The organism is Streptomyces sp. CWNU-52B (genome assembly GCF_047444975.1).
Lineage (GTDB): Bacteria > Actinomycetota > Actinomycetes > Streptomycetales > Streptomycetaceae > Streptomyces.
The window spans coordinates 72,402-95,298 of the sequence record NZ_JBLFJV010000028.1; the positions used below are offsets into that span (position 1 = coordinate 72,402).

The 22,897-nt window shown below is 73.0% G+C and carries 6 protein-coding genes; 5 read left to right on the forward strand and 1 reads right to left on the reverse strand.

All coding sequences use genetic code 11. The features are described 5' to 3' along the window. Positions 1-142: 142 nt before the first annotated feature. Genes ACLVWQ_RS26325 through ACLVWQ_RS26335 form a run of 3 tightly spaced genes read left to right on the forward strand, consistent with a single transcriptional unit; the run spans position 143 to position 19,801 of the window. A complete protein-coding gene (locus ACLVWQ_RS26325; RefSeq protein WP_414111650.1) occupies positions 143-19,276 on the forward strand; it encodes an amino acid adenylation domain-containing protein in 19,134 nt (6,377 codons plus the stop codon). Between the two features lie 53 nt (positions 19,277-19,329). Beyond that, on the forward strand, positions 19,330-19,551 hold the full coding sequence (locus tag ACLVWQ_RS26330) for an MbtH family protein (RefSeq protein WP_414111651.1): 222 nt from the start codon (positions 19,330-19,332) through the stop codon (positions 19,549-19,551). 19 nt (positions 19,552-19,570) lie between these two features. Then, positions 19,571-19,801, forward strand: coding sequence for a hypothetical protein (locus ACLVWQ_RS26335; RefSeq protein ID WP_414111652.1), 231 nt, complete (start codon positions 19,571-19,573; stop codon positions 19,799-19,801). 34 nt (positions 19,802-19,835) lie between these two features. Here ACLVWQ_RS26335 and ACLVWQ_RS26340 read toward each other — a convergent pair whose 3' ends face one another. Beyond that, positions 19,836-20,495: an isochorismatase family protein gene (locus ACLVWQ_RS26340; RefSeq protein ID WP_414111653.1), complete on the reverse strand. Its 660-nt coding sequence runs from the start codon at positions 20,493-20,495 to the stop codon at positions 19,836-19,838. 216 nt (positions 20,496-20,711) lie between these two features. Between ACLVWQ_RS26340 and ACLVWQ_RS26345 the strand changes: the two genes are divergently transcribed. Continuing rightward, positions 20,712-21,431, forward strand: coding sequence for a helix-turn-helix domain-containing protein (locus tag ACLVWQ_RS26345; protein ID WP_414111654.1), 720 nt, complete (start codon positions 20,712-20,714; stop codon positions 21,429-21,431). A 47-nt stretch (positions 21,432-21,478) separates the two neighbouring features. Continuing rightward, positions 21,479-22,816 carry a M24 family metallopeptidase gene (locus ACLVWQ_RS26350; protein ID WP_414111655.1) on the forward strand — a complete coding sequence of 446 codons (1,338 nt, stop codon included), beginning with the start codon at positions 21,479-21,481 and terminating at the stop codon, positions 22,814-22,816. Positions 22,817-22,897: the final 81 nt, after the last annotated feature.

The window sequence follows — 22,897 nt, forward strand, 5'->3', positions numbered from 1 at the left end:
CCTTAGGTTAGGCAGACCTTAATCGTAGTGCGGAGGGCGAGTCCGCAGAGACGGGGCCTTTTGGTTAGGTAATCCTTACCTTAGTATGACCTGCGGTCCTCCGGCTGAGCCGGTTCCGCACACTCTGGAGGCACGGTCAGCTGTGTCCGGTTCTGAAACGCGTGTGTCCGGTGTCGACGACGGTGACGTGACGGCGTACTGGCGTCGACGGCTCGACCCCCTCCCGCAGGAGGCGGTCCTGCCCGTCGACTTCCCCTACCCGCCCGAGCCCGGCGGCGAGCCGCGCACGATCAGTCGCCCCCTGGACGCGACGGCCGACGAGGTCACCCTCCTGTCCGCCTTCGTGGCGCTGCTGCACCGCTACGGCGGCGCGCACGACATCACCGTCGGGTACGGCGGGCTCCCGGTCCGCGTGGCTCTCGACGGCGGCACCGGGTTCACCGAACTGGTCCGCCGGGTCGGTGAGGCGTGCGCGGCCGCCGAGGCGCATCGGGTCGAACCGGCCGTACTGGCCGCCCAGTTGCGACCGGAACCGACCCGGGGCGGCGGGCTGCTGTTCAACACGGCCTTCGGGGCGGCGGGCGACGACACGGCGGCCGGTTCGCTGGACCTCGCTCTCGAAGTCCGCGCCGGGACCGTCCGGGTGACGTACCGGCAGGACCTCTTCCAGGACGACACCGCGCTGCGGACGGCGGGCCACTACGCCACCCTCCTGGCCGACGCGCTCGCCCGGCCGCACACCCCCGTCGGTGAACTGGACCTGCTGGACGCCGAGGAACTGCACCGCGTCCTGACCCGGTGGAACGACACCGACCACGGCGTCCCCCCGCGGACCTGGCCGGAGATGTTCGCCGAGCAGGTGAGGCAGCGGCCCGACGAGATCGCGCTGGTCTTCGAGGACACCCGGCTGACCTACGCCGAACTGGACGCCCGCGCGGACCGGTTGGCCCACGCCCTCGTCGCGCGCGGCGCCGGACCCGAACGCGTGGTGGCCCTCGCGGTGCCCCGCTCCGCCGAACTCGTCGTGGCGGAGGTGGCCGTGCTGAAGTCCGGCGCCGCCTATCTGCCGGTGGACACCGACTACCCGGCCGACCGCATCTCGTACATGCTCGCCGACGCGCGACCCGCCTGCCTCGTCACCACCGTCGAGGTCGCGGGGGACATCCCGCCGTGCGAGGGCATGGACGTGGTGGTGCTCGACGCGCCCGAGACGGTACGGGAGCTGACGGAGCGTCCGCACTCCGCCGACACGTCCGGGTCCGCGCCCGGCCGCGGCCCCGGCCCGCTCTCCGTCGGCAACGCCGCCTATGTCATCTACACCTCCGGCTCCACCGGCCGCCCCAAGGGCGTGGTGCTCTCCCACGCGGGCGTCGCCAAGCTGGTCGCCACGCAGAGCGAACGGTTCGGCATCGGGCCGCACAGCCGGGTCCTGCAGTTCGCCTCGCCGAGCTTCGACGTGGCCTTCTGGGACCTGTGCCTCGGACTGCTCTCCGGCGGCCGACTCGTCGTCGTGCCCTCCGAGTTGAGGGTGCCCGGGGCGCCGCTCGCCGACTACGCACACGCCCACGGCATCACCTTCATGATCCTCCCGCCGGCGCTGCTCGCGGCCATGCCCGAGGACGTCGAGCTGCCGCCCGCGACCCTGCTCGCCGGCACCGAGAGGGTCTCACCCGAACTGGTCGGCCGGTACGCGCGCGGCCGGATGATGTTCAACGCGTACGGTCCCACCGAGGCGACCACCAACTCCACCCTCGGCCTGTGCGACCCGGACACCCCCGCCGGCACGATCGTGCCGATCGGCGTCCCCGACCCCGGCACCCGGGCCTATGTGCTCGACGCCCGGCTGCGGCCCGTACCGGCCGGTGTCCCGGGCGAGCTGTACCTCGGCGGGGCCGGCCTGGCCCGCGGCTACCTCGGGCGGCCCGACCTGACGGCGGAGCGGTTCGTCGCCGACCCGTTCGGCGCGCCGGGCGAGCGGCTGTACCGCACCGGCGACCTGGTGCGCTGGAAGGCCGACGGGAGGCTGGAGTTCCTGGGCCGCGCCGACGCACAGGTGAAGATCCGCGGCTTCCGCATCGAACCCGGCGAGATCGAGTCCGTGCTGCGCGCCCACCCGGCCGTGGAACAGGCCGCGGTCCTGGTCCGCGAGGACCGGCCGGGCGACCGCAGGCTCGCCGCCTACGTGGTCCCCTCGCTGGACGCGGACGGCGACTTCGGCGAGCAGGTCCAGGAGTGGAAGGACCTGCACGAACTACTCTACTCGGCGGCGGGAGCCGAGGGCGGACGGGACGAGTCCCCCGGGTTCCGGAACGGGTCCGAGGGGTTCCGGAACGGGTCCGTGGGGTTCCGTGAGAACTTCGCCGGCTGGAACAGCATGTACGACGGACTGCCCATCCCCGTCGCGGAGATGCGGGAGTGGCGCGAGGCGACCGTAGCCCGCATCGAGGAACTCGCTCCGCGCCGCGTGCTGGAGATCGGTGTCGGCAGCGGTCTGATCCTCTCCAGGATCGCCCCCGGCTGTGAGACGTACTGGGGCACCGACCTCTCCGAGGAGGCGGTACGGGCCCTGCGCGCCCAGGTCGACCGGGTGCCGGAACTGGCCGGCCGGGTCCACCTGAGCGCCCGCCCCGCCCACGACACCGCCGGGCTGCCCCGTGCCCACTTCGACACGGTCGTCCTCAACTCCGTCGCCCAGTACTTCCCCGACGCCGGCTACCTCACCGACGTGATCGAGGCCGCCACCGGGCTACTGGCCCCCGGGGGACGGCTGTTCATCGGCGACGTGCGCAACGCCCGTCTGCTGCGCTGCCTGCGCGCCGCCGTGGAGACGCGCCGCGCGGCCGACCCGGAGGACAAGCAGGCACTGCGGGCGGCCGTGGAGCGATCCGTCGCCTGGGAGGGCGAACTCCTCCTGGACCCGGACTACTTCGCGGCCCTGGACGGCTTCGACGTCGACATCCGCGTCAAGCGCGGCGGCCACCACAACGAACTGACCCGCTACCGCTACGACGTGGTGCTGCGCCGCCGGACACCGGCCACGGCCCGGGTCGACGGCGACGAGATCGCCTGGGCCGACCTGGCCGGCGGCGGCACGCTCACGGACGCCCCTCACGGCACTCAAGGTCTACAAGGTCTACAAGGTCCTCAGGATCCTCGACATCCGCAGGACCCTCGCGGTTCGGCAGCCCTCGACGCCCTGCTCGCCGGGCGTCGGACCCCGCTCCGGGTCACCGGTCTGCCCAACACCCGGCTCGCCGAGGACCTGGCGGCGCTGTCCGCCCTCGACGACAGCAGCCGCACCGCGGTGTCGGCCGACGCGCCCGACCCGGAGGCCCTCCACGCCCTCGCCGCCCACCACGGCATGACGGCCGCAGTCACCTGGAACGGGCTCGCCGACGACGGCAGCCTCGACGTGGTCTTCGGCCCCGGCGGCACCGTGCCCGACGCGTCGCGCCTGCTGTACCGCCCGGCCGGCACCGTCCCGCACGCCAACCGCCCCGCGCCCTTCCGTGACGTGAACTCCCTCATGAAAGCCCTGCGTTCGTACGCGGCCGAGCACCTGCCGGAGTACATGGTCCCGTCCGCCGTCGTCCCCCTGGACCGGCTGCCGGTCACCCCCAGCGGAAAGCTCGACGGCGCCGCGCTGCCGGTCCCCGACCACGGCGCCCTCAGCTCGGGCCGCCCGCCGCGCGACGCCCGTGAGGACGTGCTCTGCGCGGCCTACGCCGAGGTGCTCGGTCTGCGCTCGGCGACCATCGACGACGACTTCTTCGCCCTCGGCGGCGACAGCATCACCGCCATCCAACTGCTCGTCCACGCCCGCAGGGCCGGTCTGCGGCTCAGCTCCCGCGACGTCTTCCGGCACCGCACGGTCGCCGCCCTCGCCGAGGCCGCGGACGTGCGCACCGACACGGGCACCGGTACGGGGCCGTCCGCCCCGGAGGCCCCGCTCGTGCGGCTCACCGAGGCCGAACTCGCCGAGATCCAGGGCGACCACCCGGTCACCGTGCGGGAACTGCTGCCGCTGAGCCCTCTCCAGGAGGGCTTCTACTTCCACTCCCTCGTGGACGGCGCCGACCGCGACGCCTACGTGGTCCAGCAGGCCCTCGAACTGTCCGGGCCCGTCGACGCCGAGGCACTGCGCCGGGCGGCCCAGCACGTCCTCGACCGGCACGCCCCGCTGCGGGCCTGCTTCCGCCCGCTCTCCGACGGGCGCCCCGTACAGATCATCACCGAGGGGCTCGAACTGCCCTGGCGAGAGGTTGATCTCTCCGCGCAGGACGGCCGGGCGACCGAGGGCGGTCTGCTGCCCGCCGCCGACGCGGTCGCCGCCGAGGAGCGCGCCCGCCGCTTCGACCTCGCCCGCCCGCCGCTGCTGCGCTGCGCGTTCCTACGGCTCGACGAGCACCGCAGCCGGCTGCTGCTGACGTTCCATCACAGCGTCGCCGACGGCTGGTCGTTGCCGGTCCTGCACCGCGAACTGCTCGCCTCCTACGGCCTCGACGGTGGCGACGGCCTCGACGGGCAGAGCCGGTCCCCGCTGCCCGACGTCGCCCCGTACAGCTCGTACCTGCGCGGCCTGGCCGCCCGTGACCGGGACGCCGCACGTGAGACCTGGCGCGGCGCGCTCGCCGGGATCGAGGAGCCCACCCGGCTGGTCGAGACGCCCGCCGACGGCACGCCGATCACCCCCGCCCAGGTCCGCATCGAGCTGTCCGAGCAGGTCACCGCCCGGCTCTCGGCCCGTGCCCGCGAGCTGGGCGTGACGCTGGGAACGGTCGTCCAGAGCGCCTGGGGCCTGCTGATCGGCCGGCTGACCGCCCGCCAGGACGTGGTGTTCGGCACCACCGTCTCCGGCCGGGACGCCGAGGTCGAGGGCATCGAGTCCATGGTCGGGCTGTTCATCAACACCCTGCCGACCCGCTTCCGTTGGGAGCCCGCCGACACCCTCGCCGGTCTCCTGGGACGACTCCAGGAGGAGCAGGCCGCACTCCTCGACCACCAGCACCTCGGCCTCGCCGAGATCCAGCGCGTCGCCGGACTCGCGGGCGGCGGCGAACTCTTCGACACGCTCGTCGTCTTCGAGAACTACCCGGCCGCCACCGGCCTCGCCGACCCCTCCGGCCGTATCAGGGTCACGGGCCACGAGTTCCACGACGCCGTCCACTACCCGCTCGCCCTGATCGTGAAGCCGGGCCGCCGCCTCGACCTGCGTCTGAAGCACCACGCCCAGCGCCTCGACGCCGACGCCGTACGCCACATAGCCGACCGCCTCACCCGGATCCTGCACGCCCTGGCAGCGGACCCCGGGCAGCGGGCCGCCGCCCTGGACCTGCTCTCACCGGCGGAGCTGTCGGACGCCCACCCGGCCGGCGAACGGCGGGAGGTGCCCGGGACCACCCTCGCCGCGGCCTTCGAGGCCCAGGCCGCCCGCACGCCGAGCGCCACGGCGGTCGTGTACGAGGACGAGACCCTCACCTACGAGCAACTCGACGCCCGAGCCGAGGAGATGGCGCGGCGGATCCGTCGGCGCGGTGCCGGGCCCGGCACGGTCGTCGCGGTCGCCGTACCGCGCTCGGCCCACCTCATGGCCGCCCTGCTCGGTGTGCTGAAGTCCGGCGCCGCCTACCTCCCCGTCGACGTGGACTACCCCGCCGACCGGGTGGCCCACATGCTCACCGACTCCGGGGCGACCACGGTCGTCACCACCTCAGGCGCCGCGCACCGGCTGCCGGAGGTCCCGGGCCTCTCCCACCTGCTGGTGGACGACCCCGCCGAGGAACAGCCCGAAGCCGGCGGCGCCTCCGCGGGCCCCGACGACCCCGCCTACCTGATCTACACCTCCGGTTCCACCGGCCGCCCCAAGGGCGTCGTCGTCACCCATCGCGCCCTCGTCAACCGGCTGGCCTGGATGCAGGGCGAGTACCGGCTGGCCGCCGACGACCGGGTGCTGCAGAAGACCCCGGCCAGCTTCGACGTCAGCGTCTGGGAGTTCTTCTGGGCGCTCTGCGAGGGTGCCACGGTCGTGCTCGCCCGCCCGGACGGACACCGCGACCCCGCCTACCTCGCCGGTCTGATCCGCGCACAGGGCGTCACCACCGTGCACTTCGTCCCGTCGATGCTCGAAGCCTTCCTCCAGTCGCAGGACATCACCGCGGACCCCTCATGGGCCGCCTCCCTGCGGCGCGTCTTCAGCAGCGGCGAGGCACTGGCCACCGCCGCGGCCGCCCAGTGGCACGACCTCACCGGGGTGCCGCTGCACAATCTGTACGGGCCCACCGAGGCCGCCGTCGACGTCACCCACCACCGGTTCGACGTGGCTGCCGCGCCCGGCGGCAGCACCGTGCCCATCGGCCGCCCGGTCTGGAACACCGGCCTGCGCGTCCTGGACTCCTGCCTGCGCCCGGCACCCGAAGGAGTGCCCGGCGAGCTGTACCTGACGGGTGTTCAGCTCGCCCGCGGTTATCACGCGAGGCCCGGTCTGACCGCCGAGCGGTTCGTCGCCGACCCGTACGGCGGGCCCGGCGAGCGCATGTACCGCACGGGCGACCTCGTACGCCGCCGCGCCGACGGAGTCGTCGAGTACCTGGGCCGCACCGACCGACAGGTCAAGATCCGCGGCAACCGCGTCGAACTCGGCGAGATCGAGGCCGCGTTGGCCCGTCAGACGTCCGTGGCCCAGGCCGCCGTGACGGTGAGCGGGGCCGGCGGCGCGCTGGTGGCGTACGTGGTCCCCGCCCGCGACGCCCGCCCGGAGCCCGCCGAACTCCAGGCAGCCCTCACCGCGGCGCTGCCCGCTCCCATGGTGCCCGGCGCCTATGTCGTCCTGGACGCACTCCCGCTGACCCCCAGCGGCAAGCTCGACCGGGCCGCGCTCCCCGCCGAGCAGGCGGTACGGGCCGAGCCGCGCGCACCCCGCGACGACCGGGAGAGCACGCTCACCGGGATCTTCGCCGCGGTGCTGAAGCTCGACGAGGTCGGCATCGACGACGACTTCTTCATGCTCGGCGGCGACAGCATCACCTCCATCGGTGTCTCCAGCCGTGCCCGGCGCGCGGGCCTGGACCTGAACCCCCGTGACGTCTTCGAGCACCGCACACCCGCGGCCCTGGCGGCGGCGGCCACCCCGGTCACCGCCGTACACGCCCCGCGCTCCGGCTTCAGCCTCACCGCCGAGGAGACCGAGCGTGTGCACCGCCTCAGCCCCGGCCCCGTGGACGACATCTGGCCCCTCGCCCCGCTCCAGGAAGGCCTGTTCTTCCACTCCACGTACGACGACGGCACCCTGGACGTCTACACCGTCCACGAGTCGTTCGACATCGCCACCCCGCTCGACACGGACCGGCTCCGCACCGCCGTACGGGTACTGCTGGAGCGCACTCCCAGCCTGCGCGCCGGCTTCACCAGTGAAGGGCTGCGCCAGCCGGTGCAGTTCATCGTCCGCGACCCGCACATCCCCCTCGAAGAGGTCGACCTCTCCGGCCTGCCCGCCGCCGAACAGGACGCGCGACTCCGCGAGTTGACCGACGCCGAGCGCTCCCGCCGCTTCGACCTGACCCGGCCCCTGCTCTTCCGCATCCTGGTCGTCCGGCTCGGCGCGGAGCGCGGCGACCGCCTGATCGTCGGCCGGCACCTCCTCCTGTGGGACGGCTGGTCCGCCTGGCTCTTCCTCGACCAGCTCTTCGCCCTGTACGAGTCCGGCGGCGACGCCGGTGGCCTGGTCGCCCCCGGCTCCTACCGCGACTACCTGACCTGGCTGGAGGTCCAGGACACGGCCGTCGCCACCGACGCCTGGCGCACCGCCCTCGCCGGACTCGACGAACCCACCCTGCTCGCCGCCGCCGACCTGGGCCTGCAACCCGACATCCCCGAGAGCCTCGACGCGTTCGTCCCGGACGAGGTGGGGGAGCGGCTGCGCGACATCGGCCGCCGCCACGGACTGACCCTCAACACCGTGCTCAACGCCGCCTGGGGCCTGACCCTGGCGAGCGCCACCGGCCGCGGCGACGTCGTCTTCGGCACGACCGTCGCGGGCCGGCCGAGCGAGGTGCCGGAGATCGAGAACGTCATCGGCATGTTCCTCAACACCGTCCCCGCCCGGATCGCCTACGACCCGGCCGAACCCGTCCTCCAACTGCTGCGCCGTGTCCAGGACGAACGGCTGGCCGTCATGCCCTACGAGTACCTGGGCCTCGGAGTGCTGCAGGCCGAGACCGGACACCGGCGGCTGTTCGACACCCTCTTCGTGCTGCGCAACAGCGACACCGAGGAGCGGCTCGCCGAACTGAGCGAGAAGCACGGCGCCACCGCCGTCGCCAACGTCGACGCCACGCACTACCCCGTCAACCTCGTCGTCACCCCGGGACGCCGCATCCAGGTCACCCTGACCCACCGGACCGACATCGTCGCGCGCCCCCGGGCCCAGGAACTGCTCGACCGGTTCACCCTGCTCCTGGCCCGGCTCACCCACGACCTCGACGCCCCGGTCGGCCGCCTCGACCCGCAACTGCCCACCGAGCAGGCGAGGCTGGAGCGCGAGCGGACCGAGGGACGGGTGCCCGACCCCGAGGACACCATCGCCGACCTGCTGGCCGAGCGGGCCGCGGCCGCACCCGACACCACCGCGCTGGTCTTCGGCGCCGAGACCCTCACGTACGCCGAACTCGACGCCCGCATCAACCGCATGGCGCGCCTGCTGCTCGACCGCGGCGCCGCGCCCGAGCGGGTCGTCGCGCTCGGGCTGCCCCGCTCCCTGGACATGGTGGTCGCGCTCTTCGCCGTGCTGCGCACCGGCGCCGCGTACCTCCCCCTGGAACTGGACCACCCGGACGACCGGCTGGTGGGGATGCTCCACGACGCCCGGCCCACACTGCTGCTGTCCACCTCGGCCGTCTCCGCACGGCTGGCGGCGGCCGACACCCCCCGGGCGCTGCTCGACGATCCGGCGGTCGTCACCGAACTCGCCTCGCTCCCGGCCGACCTGGAGCGGCAGGTCTTCAGCCTTGAGCACCCCGCGTACGTCATCTACACGTCCGGGTCCACCGGCCGGCCCAAGGGTGTCGTCACGCCCTACCGCGGTCTGACCAACATGCAGCTCAACCACCAGCGGGAGATCTTCGGACCGGCCGTCGCCTCGGCGGGCGGGCGCGCACTGCGCATCGCGCACACGGTGTCGTTCGCCTTCGACATGTCCTGGGAAGAGCTGCTGTGGCTCGTCGAGGGCCACGAGGTGCACATCTGCGACGAAGAGCTGCGGCGCGACGCCGAGGCGCTGGTCGCGTACTGCGAGACCCACCGCGTCGACGTGATCAACGTGACCCCCACCTACGCCCATCTGCTCATCGAGCAGGGCCTGTTGGAGGGCCACCGGCCGCCGCTCGTCCTGCTCGGCGGCGAGGCCGTCTCCGAGACCGTGTGGAACCGGCTCCGGGACACCGAGGGCACGTACGGCTACAACCTCTACGGCCCGACCGAGTACACCATCAACACCCTCGGCGGCGGCACCCTCGACAGCGCCACCCCGACCGTCGGGCGTCCGATCCGCGGGACCCGCGCCCACATCCTGGACGCCTGGCTGCGCCCGGTGCCCGAGGGCGTGCCGGGCGAGCTGTACATCGCGGGCATCGGCCTGGCCCGCGGCTATCTCGACCGCCCCGCCCTGACCGCCGAGCGGTTCGTCGCCGACCCGTTCGGCGAACCCGGCGAGCGCATGTACCGCACCGGAGACCTCGTACGCCGCGGCCCCGACGGCAACCTCGACTTCCTCGGCCGCACCGACGACCAGGTCAAGATCCGCGGCTACCGCGTGGAGCTGGGCGAGATCGAGACCGCGCTCTCCCGGCACCCCCAGGTCGCGCACGCCGCCGTGGTCGTCCGCGACGAACGGCTCGTCGGATACGTGGTCCCGGCCGCGCTCACCGGCGACGACCGTGACGGCGCCGAACGCGAACAGGTCGGCGAGTGGCAGGAGATCTACTCCGACGAGTACGAGGAGATCAGTACCGCCGTCTTCACCGAGGAGTACGCGGGCTGGGACTCCTCGTACGACGGACAGCCCATTGCCTTCGAGGAGATGCGGGAGTGGCGCGAGGCCACCGTCGCGCGGATCCGCTCACTGCGGCCGCGCCGCATCCTGGAGATCGGTGTCGGCTCCGGTCTGCTGCTGTCCAGGCTCGCGCCGGAGGCGGAGGCGTACTGGGCGACCGACTTCGCCGCCCCCGTCATCCGCAAGATCGGCGAAGAGCTGGCCCAGGACCCGGAGCTGGCCGCCAGGGTCACCCTGCGCGCCCAGCCCGCCGACGACCTGACCGGCCTGCCCGCCGACGGCTACTTCGACACGATCGTCATCAACTCCGTCATCCAGTACTTCCCCAGCGTCGACTACCTGACGTCGGTGATCGAGGGAGCGATGCGGCTCCTGGCACCGGGCGGCGCGCTGTTCGTCGGCGACGTACGCAATCTGCGCCTCGCCCGGACCTTCCAGACGGAGATCCAGCAGGCCAGGGGCGTCACGGAGGAGGGCCTTGAGCGCGCCGTCGAACGCGGTCTGCGCCTGGAGAAGGAACTCCTCGTCGACCCCGACTACTTCACCACGCTGGGCCACCGCGTCGACCTGCGCACCAAGCGGGCCCGCCACCACAACGAGCTCTCCCGCCACCGCTACGACGCCGTCCTGTACGCCGGGGAGGCGGACCTCGCCCTGGCACGCGTCCCGTCGGTCGGCTACACCGACGGCCTCGACCTGGCCGACCTCGTGCGCGCGGTCACACCCCTGCGGTTCACCGGCATTCCCGACGCGCGCGTGGGCGCCGACCGGGGAGTGGACCCCGAGACGCTGCACGACCTCGGCGCCGGGCTGGGCCGCCGAGTCCTGACGACCTGGTCCCGCGAACCCGGCACGTACGACGCCGTGTTCGTCACCGACACCGACACCGACACGGGCTCGGACGCCGGTGGCCACGGGCCCGGACGCACCGCCGGGCTGTACCTCCCCGGCGGCGGCGAGGCCCCGTACGCCAACGAGCCCACCGCCGCGCGCGGCGCGAACAGCCTGGTACGGCGGCTGCGCGACGACCTCAAGCAGCAGCTGCCCGAGTACATGGTCCCGGCCGCCTTCGTGACCCTCGACCGGCTGCCCATGAACGACAACGGCAAGCTGGACGTGCGCGCCCTGCCCGACGCCGAGCCCGCCGTCGCCCTCGGTACGGGACGCGGACCGCGCACCCCGCAGGAGGAGGTGCTCTGCCGGCTCTTCGCCGAGGTGCTCGGCCTGCCCGAAGTCGGCGCGGAGGACGGCTTCTTCGACCTGGGCGGCCACTCGCTGCTCGCCACCCGGCTGATCAGCCGGGCCCGCACGGAGCTGGGCGCCGAACTGGCCATCCGTGACCTCTTCGAGGCGCCGACCCCGGAACTGCTCGCCGCACGGGCCGACACCGGCCGCCCCGCGCGCCCGGCCGTCGCCCCCGCCGAACGGCCCGACCGCATCCCGCTCTCCCCGGCCCAGCGCAGGCTGTGGCTGGTGGAACGGATCACCGGCAGCGGTGTCGCGTACAACTTCCCGCTGGTCTTCCGGCTGCGCGGGGAACTGGATCTCGACGCGTTGCGGTCCGCCCTGAGCGACGTGGCGGGGCGGCACGAAACGCTGCGTACGGTCTTCCAGGAGCAGGACGGCGAGCCGTACCAGGTCGTCGTCCCGGCCGGTGAGGCCGTGCCCGAGTTCACCGTGCGGGACTGCGCCGAGGACGCCCTGGGCGGGCTGATCGAGTCGGCACAGCGCCGCCCCTTCGACCTGGCGCGCGAACTCCCGTTGCGCTGCGAGGTGTTCCGGGTCGGACCGGCCGACCACGTGGTGGCCGTGGTGCTGCACCACATCACCACCGACGAATGGTCCGACCGGCCGTTCCTCACCGACCTGAACACCGCGTACGCGGCCCGGACGACGGGCGGGGAACCCGGCTGGGCCCCGCTGCCGGTGCAGTACGCCGACTACACGCTGTGGCAGGAGCGGTTGCTCGCCCAGGTGGGCGACGAACAGCTCGCGCACTGGACACGGACGCTGAACGGACTGCCCGAGGAACTGACGCTTCCGCTGGACCGGCCGCGGCCCGCCGAACCCACCGGGGCCGGCGGCCGGGTCCGCCTCGTGGTGCCCGCCGAGGTCGGCCGGACCCTGCGCGACCTGTCCGGCGAGACCGGCACCAGCATGTTCATGCTTCTCCAGGCGGCCACGGCCACACTGCTGCACCGACTGGGCGCGGGCGACGACATCCCGCTCGGCGCGCCCATCGCGGGCCGCACCGACAGCGCCCTGGACGACCTGGTCGGCTTCTTCGTCAACACACTGGTCCTTCGCACCGACCTGTCCGGCGACGGCCTGACGTTCCGCCAACTCGTCGGCCGGGTACGCGAGTCGGCGCTCGCGGCCTTCGAGCACCAGGATCTGCCCTTCGACCGGGTCGTGGAGGCCGTCAACCCGGCGCGGGTGGCGGGCCGCAACCCGCTGTTCCAGGTGATGCTGGGCTACCACTACCGCCCCGACGGGGACGCCGACCTGCTGGGCCTGTCCACCGAGTGGTCCGAGATGGACACCGGCAGGGCCAAGTTCGACCTCCACTTCACCTTCGTGGACGAGCCGGACCAGCTGGTCCTGCTGCTCGACTACGCGGCCGACCTGTGCGACGAGCCGACGGCGGACCGCCTCGCCGGGCGCCTGGTCCGGCTCCTCGAACAGGTCACCGGCACCCCGGATCTGCCGGTGCGCGACGTGCAGGTCCTGGCACCGGAGGAGCGCGCACGCGTCCTCACGGACTGGAACGACACGGCTCACGACGCGGCCGTCACCACCCTGCCCGAGCTGTTCCGTGCCCAGGCGGCCCGCACACCCGACGCGCTCGCCCTGGTCTTCGGTGAACAGCGCCTGACCTACGCAGAGTTGGACACGCGCGTCGAACACACCGCACGCGTGCTGGCCGGCCTGGGTGTGGGGCCCGAGCGCACCGTGGCCGTCGCGCTGCCGCGCTCGGCGGACCTCGTCGTCGCCCTGCTCGCGGTCCATCGCGCGGGCGGCGCCTATCTGCCGCTGGACTCCGACTATCCGCGGGAGCGCCTCGCGTTCATGCTGGAGGACGCCCGTCCGGTCTGCGTGATCCGTGACGCACTTCCCGAGGGCCCGCAGGGCGTACTCCCAGACATGTACGACCCGTCGAGTCCCGCCTACGTCATCTACACCTCCGGTTCCACGGGTCGGCCGAAGGGTGTGGTCGTACCGCAGTCGGGCATCGTCAACCGTCTGCTGTGGATGCAGGACACGTACGCGCTGACCGACGAGGACCGGGTGCTGCAGAAGACCCCGTCCAGCTTCGACGTCTCCGTGTGGGAGTTCTTCTGGCCGCTGATCACCGGGGCCGCCCTGGTGGTCGCCAGGCCGGACGGGCACAAGGACCCCCACTACCTGGCTGGACTGATCCGTGGGCAGGCCGTCACCGTCGCGCACTTCGTACCGTCGATGCTCCAGCTGTTCCTGGAGGAGCCGGAGGCGGCCCGGTGCACGGGCCTGCGCCGGGTGATGTGCAGCGGCGAGGCCCTGCCCGCCGCGCTCGCGGACCGCTTCCACCGGACGCTCGCCCCCGTCGAGCTGCACAACCTGTACGGGCCGACCGAGGCCGCCGTCGACGTCACCGCCGCTCAGGTGCGCCCCGGCGCCACCTCGGTGCCCATCGGCCGGCCGGTGTGGAACACCCGCGCGTACGTCCTGGACGCCGCGCTGCGGCCGGTGCCGCCGGGTGTCGCGGGGGAGCTGTACCTGGCGGGCGCGCAACTCGCCCGTGGCTATCTCGACCGGCCGGGGCTGACCGCCGAGCGGTTCGTCGCCGACCCGTACGGCGCGCCCGGCGAGCGCATGTACCGCACGGGCGACCTCGCCCGCTGGACGTCGGACGGGGAGGTCGAGTACCTGGGCCGCGCCGACGACCAGGTCAAGATCCGCGGCTTCCGGGTAGAACTCGGCGAGATCGAGAGCGTCCTCGGACGGCACGACAGCGTCGCCCAGGCCGTCGTCGTGCCGCACGGACAGCAGTTGGTGGCCTACGTCGTCCCGGCCACGACCACGATCATGGCGACGACCTCGACCTCGACCTCGGCACCGGTGTCGGCACGTGCCGCCGACCCCGCCGTGCTGCGCCGCCACGCCGCCGCCGAACTGCCCGAGCACATGGTCCCCGCGGCCTTCGTGCCCCTGGACGCCCTGCCGCTGACCCCGAACGGCAAGCTCGACCGCAGGGCGCTCCCCGCGCCCGACTTCGCCGCCGGGACCACCACGACCCTGCCGCGCACCCCGCGCGAGGAGATCCTCTGCGGCCTCTTCGCCGACGTCCTGGGGCTGGACCGGGTCGGTGTCCACGACGACTTCTTCGCCCTCGGCGGTCACTCCCTCGTGGCCATGCGGCTCGCGGCCCGCGTCCGGACGGTGCTCGGCGCCGAGGCCTCGCTGCGCACGCTCTTCGAGGCCCCGACGGTCGCCCGTCTCGCCGAGGCACTCGGCGCCGGAGCCACGGACGGGGGCCGCGCGGACCTGCCCGTCCTCGCCCCGGCGGACCGGCCGGAACGGCTGCCGCTTTCCTTCGCCCAGCAGCGGCTGTGGGTCCTGTACCAGGTGGAGGGCCCCAGCCCCACGTACAACATCCCGCTCGCCCGGCGGCTCACCGGGGCGCTCGACGCCGACGCGCTCCAGCAGGCCGTCGACGACCTGGTCGTCCGCCACGAACCGCTGCGCACCGTCTTCCCCGAGGAGGACGGACGGGCGTACCAGCTCGTCCTGGACCCGGAGCGGGCCGGTGTCGCCGTGCGGACCGCCACCGTGGCCGACGAGGGCGAACTGGCCGAACGGCTCACCGAGGCCGCCGCGTACGGCTTCGAGCTGGACCGGGAAGCACCGCTGCGCGTGCACCTCTTCCGTACCGCCGAGGGCGAGCACGTCCTGCTGCTCCTGCTCCACCACATCGCGGGCGACGAGTGGTCGGACCGCCCGCTCACCCGTGACCTGGCCGTCGCCTACGAGGCACGCGCGGCGGGCCGGGCGCCCGAGTGGGCACCGCTGCCCGTCCAGTACGCCGACTACAGCCTGTGGCAGCGTGCGGTGCTCGGCGACGAGAAGGACCCCGACAGCCTGGCCTCCCGTCAGCTGGAGTTCTGGAAGCGGACGTTGGACGGCGTCCCCGAGGAGACCGCGCTGCCCGCCGACCGGCCCCGTCCACTGGAGGCCAGCTACCGCGGTGGCGTGGTCGACATAGCCCTGGATCCCGAACTGACGGCGGGGCTGCGTGCGTTGGCCCGGTCGGGCAACGTCAGTATGTTCATGATCGTGCAGGCGGCGGTGGCGGCACTGCTCACCCGGCTGGGCGCCGGCACCGACATCCCGCTCGGCAGCCCGATCGCCGGGCGCACCGAAGAGGTCCTGGAGGATCTGGTCGGGTTCTTCCTCAACACGCTGGTGCTGCGCACCGACACCTCGGGCGACCCCGCCTTCCGTGAACTGCTCGCCCGGGTACGGGAGACCGACCTGGCCGCCTTCGACCACCAGGACGTGCCGTTCGAGCGGGTGGTGGACGTGCTCAGCCCCGCCCGCTCACTGTCCCGGCACCCGCTGTTCCAGGTCATGGTCGTGTACCTCGCGGCAGGCGGTGACACGGACGTCCTCGCCGGACTGGACGCCCGTCGCGAGGAAGTCGGCGCGACCGGAGCCAAGTTCGACCTCTCCTTCGACTTCGTGGAGCGGGCACGGGAGCGCGGTGACGGATCCGACGGCGATCACGGAGTCGACGGTGTGCTGGAGTACAGCACCGACCTGTTCGACCGCTCCACCGCAGAAGCCGTCGCCGCACGGCTCGTACGCCTCCTGCGCGCCGTGGTCGCCGCCCCCGACACCCCGATCAGCCGGATCGACATCCTCGGCGACACCGAACGCCGACGGATCCTCACCGAGTGGAACGACCGCCCCTTGCTCGCCGGACCGACCACCGTGCCCGCCCTCTTCGAACGGCAGACAGCACTCTCACCGGACGCGCCGGCCGTCGCATCCGACGGGATCAGGCTGACGTTCGCCCAGCTCAACGCCAAGGCGAACCGGCTCGCCAGGCTGCTGGTCGCCCAGGGCGCCGGCCCCGAGCGGCTGGTGGCACTCGCCCTGCCCCGCACCGCCCGCACCCTGCTGGCCATCCTCGCGGTGCACAAGGCGGGCGCCGCCTACCTCCCGCTCGACCCGGACGCGCCGACCGGCCACCTGAGCGACACACTGGCCGACGCACGCCCGATCCTGACGCTCACCACACAACAACTCGCGCCCCTGCTGCCCGCCGACGGCCCGCCGGTGCTGGAACTGGACGCTCCGGCGACCACCGAACTGCTCGCCGCCCAGGCCGCGAGCGACCTCACCGACACGGACCGCACCGCGCCGCTGACCCCGCGCCACCCCGCGTACGTCATCTACACCTCCGGCTCGACCGGCCGCCCCAAGGGTGTCGTCGTCACCCACGAGACGGTCGGCAACCTCTTCCACAGCCACCGCGAGACGCTGTACGAGCCAGCGCAGGCGGCCACCGGCCGACGCCATCTGCGCGCCGGGCACGCCTGGGCGTTCTCCTTCGACGCCTCCTGGCAGCCTCAGCTGTGGCTGCTCGACGGGCACTGCGTCCATGTCGTCTCGGACGAGACCCGCCGCGACCCGGACCTGCTCGCGGCGGCCGTCGTCGAGCACGGCTTCGACTTCCTGGAGGTCACGCCGTCGTTCTTCGCGCAGATGGCCGAGACGGGCCTCGTACGCGACGACGGCAGCAGCCCCCTCGCGGTCGTGGGCGTCGGCGGCGAAGCCGTACCGAGCGCGCTGTGGGAGCGGCTCGGAGGGCTGACCGGCACCGAGGCGTTCAACCTGTACGGGCCCACCGAGTCCACCGTCGACGCGCTGGTGGCCCGGGTCCGCGACAGCGACCGGCCCCTCGTCGGCCGCCCGGTCGCGGGCACCCGCGCGTACGTCCTCGACGACCGGCTGCAGCCCGTACCGCCCGGGGTGACCGGCGAGCTGTACCTGGCGGGTGGCGGCCTCGCCCGCGGCTACCTGGGCCGGCCCGCGCTGACCGCAGAACGGTTCGTCGCCGACCCGTTCGGCGGTCCCGGCTCCCGGCTCTACCGGACCGGTGACCTCGCCCGCTGGACGTCCGACGGATACCTCGACTACCTGGGCCGCGCCGACGACCAGGTCAAGATCCGCGGGTTCCGTATCGAACCCGGCGAGATCGAATCCGTACTGGCCGCCCATCAGGACGTCGCCCAGAGTGTGGTGACGGTACGTCAGGAGGGCGCGCGGAAACTGCTCGTGGCGTACGTGGTCCCCGTGCCCGGAGCGCGGCCCGACCCGGGACGACTGCGCGCCCACGTCGGCGGACACCTGCCCGACCACATGGTCCCGGCCGCCGTGGTCCTCCTGGACCGGCTGCCCGAGCTCGCCAACGGCAAGCTGGACCGGGCCGCCCTGCCCGCCCCGGACTTCTCCGCGCTCTCCACCGGCCGGGCCCCCGGCACCGAGCTGGAGAAGACCTTGTGCGCCGTGTTCGCCGACGTACTCGGGCTGGCCGAGGTCGGCGTCGACGACGACTTCTTCGCCCTCGGCGGCGACAGCATCATGGCGATGCAGCTCGTCAGCAGAGCCCGCGCGGCGGACGTGCGGATCACTCCGCGCCTGGTCCTGCGGCACCGTACGGTCACCGCGCTCGCGGAGGTGGCGACCGCCACCGGGGCCGCCGACGCCCGGCCGGCCGACGACGGAACCGGCGTCGTGCCGCTCGTCCCGGTCATGCACTGGCTGCGCGAACTGGGCGGCCCCTTCCAGGGCTACCACCAGTCGGCCCTGGTCCGGACCCCCGCCGCGCTGGACCAGCCCAGGCTCGCGGCCGTACTGCGGGCGCTCGCGGACCGTCACGCCATGCTGCGCGGCACGCTGGTCCGCGGCGGCGAGGGCGACGCGGGCAGCGCGGGGGACGGCGCCGACTGGAGCATCGTGGTGCCGCCCGCGGGCACGGTGGACACGCGGACGTGGATCGAGCGTGTCGACGTCGCAGGTCTGGACGCACAGGAGTTGCGGACGGCCGTCCTCGACGGCGCCCACGCCGCCCGCTCGGCGCTCGACCCCGCCGCCGGTGTCATGGTGCGGGCGGTGTGGTTCGACGCGGGAGCCGAACCCGGCAGGCTGCTCCTGATGGCCCACCACCTCGTGACCGACGGGGTGTCCTGGCGCGTCCTGCTGCCGGACCTGGAGACCGCCTGGCGGGCCGTCGAGGCGGGACGCCCCGCCGAACTCCCGCCCGTCGACACGTCCTTCCGCACCTGGGCGCGCCGGCTGGCGGAGCTGGCCCAGGACCCGGCCAGGGAGGCCGAACTCCCCTTCTGGACCGGCGTGCTGGAAGGTGCCGCGCCCCTGCCGCTGAAGAGCCCGCTCGACCCCGTACGCGACACGGTCGGCACCGTACGCAGGCTGGAGCTGCGGCTGCCCGCCGAGCACACGGGTCCGCTGCTGTCCACGGTGCCCTCCGCCTTCACCGCGAACGTCAACGACGTCCTGCTCACCGGCCTCTCCCTCGCCGTGGCCGACTGGCGGCGGCGCCATGACGGCGGGCGGCCCGGGGGAGCGGTCCTGGTCGACCTCGAAGGCCACGGGCGCGACGAGGAAGTGGCGGGGCAGGCGGCGGGGCAGACGGCAGGACAGACTGCAGGGGACGTCGATCTGTCCCGTACCGTCGGCTGGTTCACCAGCGTCTTCCCCGTCCTCCTCGACCCCGGTCCGGTCGACCTGGACGCGGCCCTCGACGGCGGCCCGGCCGTCGAGGAGGCCCTCGACCGGACCCGGCAGCACCTCGCCTCACTGCCCGCGAACGGCGTCGGCTACGGCATGCTCCGCCACCTCAACCCCCGCACGGCACCGGTCCTCGCCGGCTTCGCGGCGCCGTCGATCGAGTTCAACTACCTCGGCCGCTTCGGCATCCCCGAGGCCACGGACTGGTCGTACGCGCCCGAGGAGGACGTCTCGGACATCGGACCCGAGCCGGACATGCGGGAGGGACACGCCCTCGGCATCAACGTGGTGACCGAGGACCGCGCCGACGGGCCGGTCCTGGCCGCCCACTGGTCCTGGCCCGAGGCGGTCCTGGACGAGGAGGCGGTCCACGACCTGGCGCGGACGTGGTTCCACGCGCTCAAAGCCCTGGTGGCCCGCGCCGCGACCCGTGACTAGCCCCTGACCAAGTCCGCATCCCCCTGGAAAACCAACCGAGTCGGAGGACCACCATGAGCACCAACCCGTTTGAGAACCCCGAGGGCACCTACTCCGTGCTCGTCAACGACGAGGGCCAGTACAGCCTGTGGCCCGACTTCGCGGACGTGCCGGCCGGCTGGACCGTCGCGCACGGCCCGGCCGCCCGCCAGGAGTGCCTGGACCACATCGAGGCCCACTGGACCGACATGCGCCCCAAGAGCCTGGCGGAGCGGATGACGGCGGACCGGACCTGAGACGGCGGGGAACCGCACGGTGAGTACGCGCACGGACACCATGGAGACGTACGCCCATCTGTGGCAGGGGCCGCCCTACCCCCGCCGGTGGGTGCTGTGGGACACCGCCGGGGACGTCCTGGTGTTCGACCGGGACGCCAACTGCCCGGTGGACATCGACGACCGGGCCGTGCGGGGCGAGGTCCTGCGCAGGATGCGCGCGGCGGGCGTGCCGGAGAGCGACGACTATCCGGGGCGCCCCTGCGCGTGACCGGCTCTGTGAGAGGTACGCCGCCCGGCGGGTGTCACCTGCTCTGTGCCGCCCTGCCGTGCAGCAGGTGACGGATCAGCTGGTCGGTGGTGCAGACGACGCCGGTACGCGCGATCCAGCGCAGGGCCATGGAGTGGTCCTCGGCGGAGAGGTCGGCCACCGCGTCGGCCACCACGAACGGCTGGAGGTCGTGCATGAAGGCGTCCGCGGCCGTGAGCAGGATGCCGAGGTGCGCCCGCACTCCGCAGAGGATCAGCTGGTCGCGCCCCTCGGAGCGCAGCAGCCTGCCGAGATGGCTGCGGAGGAACGCGTTGTGCCGGACGTTGACCATCAGGTGTTCCCCGACCCGGGGCGTGAGTGACGCCACGACCGAGGCGTCCCCGTCCGGCTCCGGGCCGATGCCGGGACCCCGGACGTCGGTCAGCGGGCCCCGCCGCCCGGGGCGTTGCCCCGCCGGTTCGGCGCTGAAGACGATCGGCATCCCGAGGGTGCCCGCGAGTTCGCGCAGGGTGGCGATGTTGTCGACCAGCTCCACGACGGGGGAGCAGTCCGGCGGGAAGGCCTGGACGAAGTGGTTCTGCATGTCGTGGACCAGCAGCGCGGCCCGTGCCGGGTCGATCGTCCAGGACGGGCCGGACGCGGGGACCATGGAACGGTCGGGCATGGGATAGGAGCTGACGACTGGCAGGACCATGGGCGGACTCCTCCCTGACGGCGTGGATGTCCGAGCCCGATTCGGGAAAGTTAGCTTAGCCTAAGCTAACTTGACGAGTGTATGGCGTGAGGTGATCTGTCAGGTGTTTCCGGACGGACCTCCCCCGCGGGCCGGCTTCCCTGTTCAATGAAGGTGAACGCGCATGAGCGGCCCGGGAGATCCCGGGACCCGGTGCGTTCGGAGAGGAGCCGCCCCGTGTCCCCCGTCGTGGTGCCACCGGTCGGCGCGCGCATCCGCCGGGCGCGTACGGCTCAGGGGATGAGCCTGCGCGGTCTGGCCCGGGAGATCGGGGTGTCCGCGAGCCTCATCTCGCAGATCGAGACGGGCAAGAGCCAGCCCTCGGTGAGCACCCTGTACGCGATCACCACCGCGCTCGCCGTTCCGGTCGAGTCGCTCTTCGACGCCGCGGAAGACCTGGCTCCGGGCCCGGGTCCGGCCCTCACCCCGGTGGCCCCGATGAACTCGGTGGACCCGGTGGCCGTTGTGGCGCCCACGGCCCCCGCGGCGCCGGTGGGGGCGCCGGCCGGCACCGTGCTGCAGGCGCTCGCCGCCTTCGCCGCCGACCCCGGCCACCGGATCGGCCCCCTGGTCAAAGGCGGTGAACGGGAAGTGCTCGAACTGGACTCGGGCGTGGTGTGGGAGCGCCTCGGCCGTGTTCCCGGAGCGGAGGTCGACTTCCTGCTCGTGACCTACCGCCCCGGCGGGGCCTCCTCGGGCACGGGCGGTCTGATGCGGCACTCCGGGACCGAGTACGGCTATCTGACCTCCGGCGAACTGGTGCTCACCCTCGGCTTCGACGAGTACGTGATCCGGCCGGGCGACGCGGTCTCCTTCGAGTCGAGCACCCCGCACCGGTACCGCAACGACGGCGCCGAACCGGCCGTCGGAGTCTGGTTCGTGTTCAGTATGCCTTGACACTTTCCCCGGACGGTCGTTCACTCCGGATGAGGGTGGTGGTCGTCATGGCAATCCGTACCTTCGGACCGAACGCCGTCGACTGGGAACAGCGCATCGACCTCGACCGGCTCCGCGGGGAGCGGTTGGGACGGCTCCACGAGGCCCTGAACCGCTCCGAGTTGGGCGCGTTGCTGAGCTTCGACTTCGCCAACATCCGCTACATGTCGTCCACCCACATCGGTACCTGGGCGATGGACAAGCTGATCCGCTTCGCGCTCCTCGTGCGCGGCGGCGAACCGGTCGTCTGGGACTTCGGCTCCGCCGCCCGCCACCATCAGCTCCAGAACCCGTGGCTCGACTACAGCGACGGCAAGGGAGGCCCGCCCACCGGTGCCCGCGCGGGCATCTCCACCCTGCGCGGCGCCTTCCACCCGGACGCCCGGATCGGCGCGGACGTCGCCGCGAAGGTCGCCGCCGAACTGCGCGAACACGGCCTGGCGGGCGAGCCGCTGGGTGTCGACCTCGCCGAGATGCCGGTCCTGCACGCCCTCAAGGAACAGGGCATCGACGTCGTCGACGGCCAGCAGGTGTTCCTGGAGGCCCGCAGGGTCAAGACGGCCGACGAGATCTCCCTGCTCACCCAGGCGTGCTCCATGGTCGACGCCGCGTACGAGGAGCTGTACGGCTACCTCCGGCCCGGCGTGCGCGAGAACGAGTGCGTCGGACTCGTCAGCAAGGTCCTCTACGACCTGGGCAGCGAGTACGTCGAAGGCGTCAACGCGATCTCCGGGGAACGCTGTTCACCGCATCCGCACGTCTACAGCGACCGGCTGATCCGCCCCGGCGACCCCGCCTTCTTCGACATCCTGCACAGCCACCTCGGATACCGCACCTGCTACTACCGCACGTTCGCGGTCGGCAGCGCCTCACCCGCGCAGCGCGACGCGTACGTCCGCTGCCGTGCGTACATGGACGAGGCCGTCGCGCTGGTCCGGCCGGGCGCCACGACCGCCGACATCGTCGAAGTCTGGCCGCGCGCCGAGGCGTTCGGCTTCCCCGACGAGACCGCCGCGTTCGCCCTGCAGTACGGACACGGAGTGGGCCTGTCCATCTGGGAGAAGCCCATCTTCAGCCGCCTGGTCTCGCTCGACCATCCCGAAGTCCTCCAGGAGGGCATGGTGTTCGCGCTGGAGACCTACTGGCCGGCCAAGGACGGCTGGTCGGCGGCGCGCATCGAGGAGGAGGTCGTCGTCACCGCCGACGGGTGCGAGGTGATCACCAAGTTCCCCGCGGAGGAACTCCTCGTCGCGGGCCGCAAGTACTGGACCGTCGGCGGCGCTCTGGACACCCGCCGCGAGTCCCAGTCCCACCTCAACACCCGCGAGGGCAGGGGGGAACGATGACCCGCACCCCACAGCCGGGAGCGGGCCCGGACACCGGCGTCTCGGACGCCCCGAGCGGCGCGGGTCAACTCCTGCACCTGT

Bases quoted from the DNA above. Each gene is read 5' to 3' on its own strand.
- ACLVWQ_RS26330 (WP_414111651.1), top strand. From the start codon at position 19,330: ATGAGCACCAACCCGTTTGAGAACCCCGAGGGCACCTACTCCGTGCTC.
- ACLVWQ_RS26340 (WP_414111653.1), bottom strand. From the start codon at position 20,495: ATGGTCCTGCCAGTCGTCAGCTCCTATCCCATGCCCGACCGTTCCATG.
- ACLVWQ_RS26350 (WP_414111655.1), top strand. From the start codon at position 21,479: ATGGCAATCCGTACCTTCGGACCGAACGCCGTCGACTGGGAACAGCGC.